The organism is Streptomyces sp. B1866 (assembly GCF_031932565.1).
Taxonomy (GTDB): domain Bacteria; phylum Actinomycetota; class Actinomycetes; order Streptomycetales; family Streptomycetaceae; genus Streptomyces.
This window is the reverse complement of the sequence record NZ_JAVSCF010000393.1, coordinates 1-3,708: the sequence shown is the minus strand read 5'-3', so window position 1 is coordinate 3,708 and position 3,708 is coordinate 1. Positions and strand designations below refer to the sequence as shown.

Annotated in this window: 2 protein-coding genes; both read left to right on the top strand. The window is 76.0% G+C overall.

Annotated features, from left to right (window positions below; genetic code table 11):
* The coding region (locus RKE29_RS28535; RefSeq protein ID WP_312008587.1) for a DUF2206 domain-containing protein at nucleotides 1-2,109 on the top strand (2,109 nt) is incomplete at its 5' end.
* A partial coding sequence (locus RKE29_RS28530; protein WP_312008585.1) for a glycosyltransferase family 4 protein occupies nucleotides 2,106-3,708 on the top strand: 1,603 nt, incomplete at its 3' end. The genes RKE29_RS28535 and RKE29_RS28530, both read left to right, overlap by 4 nt.

Below are 3,708 nucleotides of genomic sequence, written 5' to 3'. Positions count from 1 at the left end.
GCCCTGCCGCCGCCCGCGCCGGGCGCGCGTACCGGCCAGCGGCGGCTGCTGCCCGCCGGCACCCCGGCGCTCCCCGCGGGCCTGGGCGTGGTGCTCGCCTGCGGCGCGCTGACCACGGCGGTGGCCGTGGCGGGCGCCGTCCGGCTCAACAACGGCCGGGGCTCGTCCGTCAGCGTCGCCGCGCTGGTGGGCGTCGGCGCGCTGCTGGCCCTGCTCCTCGCGCGCCGCCGCCGCTACGGCGCGGCCGTGCTGGAGCTGGGCCTGTTCTGGGCGGCGGCCGCGCTGCTGCTGCTGACGTCGCTGCGCGGCTGGTACATCACCGGCCACGACATCCAGCGCGAGTTCGAGGTCTTCCGGCTGACCTCCGGCACCGGGCACTGGGACATCGCGGCCTTCCGCGACCCGTACAACGCGTGCCTGAGCATCACCCTGCTGCCCACGGCCCTGAACCGGCTCACCGGCATCTCCGGTATCTACGTCTTCAAGGCCCTGATGCCGCTGCTGTTCGCGCTCACGCCGCCGCTGGTGTACCGCTCGGTGCGCAACGTCGCGCCGCGGATCGTCGCCCTGCTGTCGGCGGTCTACCTGATGGTCTTCCCGACCTTCTTCACCGACATGGCCTTCCTGGCCCGCCAGGAGATCGCGTTCCTGCTGCTGGCGTGCGGCATGGTGGTGCTCACCGAGCGGGACCGCCCGGCGTTCGCGCGGCGCGTGGTGTTCGCCGCGCTGATGGTCGGCGTGGTGCTCTCGCACTACTCGACGACGTACGTGGTGACGGCGGCCCTGGTGGCCGCGCTCCTCGCCGAGCTGGCCTGGCGGCTGCTGCGGCGGCGCGGCACGCGCGGGAGGCGCGGGAGGCGCGGACCGGCGGCGGCACGCGCGGGCGGACAGCCAGAAAGCGGACAACCGGAAACGGGCTCCCGCGCGGGAGCCCAGCCGTCGTCCCGCGCGGGCGGGCGGACGGGATCGAGGGCCCGCGCGGGAGCCGTGCCGCCCGCCTTCGTGACGTGGTGGATCGTCGTGGTGACGGCCGCCGCGACCGCCCTGTGGGTCGGCCCGGTCACGCACACCACCGGCCAGCTCAGCCGCACGGTCGACCAGACCGTCCAGGAGCTGACCGGCCGCCGGCACGGCTCGTCGTCCTCCGACACCTCCTACGGGCTGGTCGGCGGCGGAGCGGTCAGCCCCAAGCAGCGGCTGGCCGAATACCGCGCGGAGACCGTCCGGGAGACCGCGCAGGCCCGCGCGGCAGGCGACTACCTGCCGGCCGAGCTGGTGGACTCCTACGGCATCACGGCCGCGCAGAAGGACGACCTGCCGCTGACGAGCGCGGGCCGCAGGCTCCAGGCGCTCGGCGTCGACGTGACGGCGGCCAACGGCTTCGTGCGCCAGTCCGCCGCGCGGCTGTTGCAGCTGTTCCTGTTCATCGGCCTGGTCACGACCCTGGTGGGGCGGCGCAGGGCGTTCCGGCCCAGCCGCGACCAGGTGACGCTCAGCCTCGGCATGGTCGGCGTCATCGGCCTGCTGACGGTCCTGCCGCAGCTGTCGGTCGACTACGGCGTGCTGCGCGCCTTCCAGCAGGGGCTGTTCTTCTTCGCCCCGTTCGTCGCGGCGGGCACGCTGTGGCTGTGCCGGTGGGCCGGGCGCAAGGCCGTGCCGCTGGCGGCGGCGCTCGCGCTGCTGTTCTTCGCCGACCTCACCGGCGTGATCCCCAAGCTGCTGGGCGGCTACCCGCCGCAGCTGCACCTGGACAACGCCGGCCAGTACTACGACATCTACTACGTGCACCCCGAGGAGCGCGAGGCGATCGCCTGGCTGCGGCAGCGCGCGTCGGAGGAGGAGCAGGCGAACGTCCAGTCGGAGATCCAGACCGACCGCTACACCTTCAGCCGCCTACAGACGATCATCCGTGGCCGCGCCCAGAACGACATCTACCCGACGCTGATCGGCACCGACAGCTACGTCTTCCTCGGCACGACGACGGTCCGGAAGGACGAGGCGACCACCTTCTTCCGGGGCGACCTGGTGACCTACCGCTACCCGGTCCGGCTCCTGGACGTCACGAAGGACAAGGTCTACAGCAGCGACGGGGCGGAGATCTACCGATGAGGCCGACACCGACGCCGCGGACCCCGGCACCGGTGCCCGGGTCGGCGCCCGGGCCGTCTGCCGGGCCGACGGCCGGGCCGGGGCCGCTGGAGCCGCCCCTGCGGGACGGCCGGCCCCTGCGGGTGCTGCTGGTGAGCCACTACTACCCGCCACACGTCGGGGGCATCGAGAACGTGGTCCACCAGGAGGCCGCGCACCTCGCGCGGCAGGGCGCCGAGGTGACGGTGCTGACCAGCGGCACGCGCGAGGAGGCACGCGGCACGCGCGAGCGAGCACGCGGCGCGCGCGGGCGGCCGGAGGGCCCGGGCGGGGAGACCGAAAGCCCGAGCGGAGGGACCGAAAGCCCGCGCGGGGAAACGGACGGCACGCGCGGGGAAACGGACGGCACGCGCGGGCGGGCGGAAACCGGACCGCGGCCGGGCGGGACACCGCAGGGCGTGCGCGTGGTGCGGATCGCCGCCTGGAACGGCGCCGAGCGCCGCGCCGGCGTCCCCTTCCCCGTCCTGTCGCCCCGGCTGCCGGCCGAGGCCGTGCGCTGGGCCCGCTGGGCCGACGTGGTGCACGTGCACGACTGCCTGTACATGACGTCGTGGGCCGCGGGCCTGGCCGCCGCGCTCACCCGCACCCCGCACGTCCTCACCCAGCACGTGGCCCTGGTCGAGCACCCCTCGGCGCTGGTGCGCGGCGTGCAGCGGGCCGTGTACCGGCTCGCCGGCCGCCGCCTGCTGCGCCGGGCGAGCCGGGTGCTGGTCCTCAACGCCACCGTGGCGCAGTTCGTCACAGCGTCCGGTGCGCGCCCGGAGACCGTCCGGCACGTCGCCAACGGCGTGGACACCGGGCTGTTCCGGCCGGCGGCCTCGGAGGAGGAGCGGGTGCGCGCCCGCGCGCGCTTCCGGCTGCCCCAGGACCGGCCGCTGGTGCTGTTCGTGGGCCGACTGGTGCCGAAGAAGGGCTACGACCTGCTGCTGGCGGCGTACGAGGACGGGTACGGCCGCACGGCGGACGAGGACCGCCCGTACGACCTGGTCTTCGCCGGCGACGGCGCCGAGGGCCGCGGCACCCGCCCGGGCGCGCACCACCTGGGCGCGCTGCCGCCCGAGGAGCTGGCCGAGGCGTACCGCGCGTGCGACGTGTTCGCGCTGCCGTCGACGGCCGAGGGCTTCCCGCTGACCGTGCAGGAGGCCATGGCCTCCGGCCTGCCCGTCGTGACCACCGACGACCCGGGCTACGCGCCCTACGGGCTCGACCGCGAGCACGTCACGCTCATCCCGCGCGAGCCGCGCCCGCTGCGCGCGGCGCTGGACCGACTGGCGGCCGACGAGCCGCTGCGCGCGCGCATGGGCCGCTACGCGCGCCGGTACGCGACCGAGGGCTTCGCGTGGGAGGAGCACGCGCGGACCCTGCTGCGGCTGTACGCGGAGGCGCTGGCGGAGCGGGGTGGGCCGCCTCCGGGTTCCGAGTCGGCCCCGGACCCCGCCGCCGCGCCCGCCTCCGTCACGGCGGTCCAGACCCCGCCCCCGTCCGCGGCGTCCGTGGCCGGGGCCCCGACGCCCGACGCCGCCGGCCCCGCGACGGCCGACGCCGGGTCCGCGGCGGCCG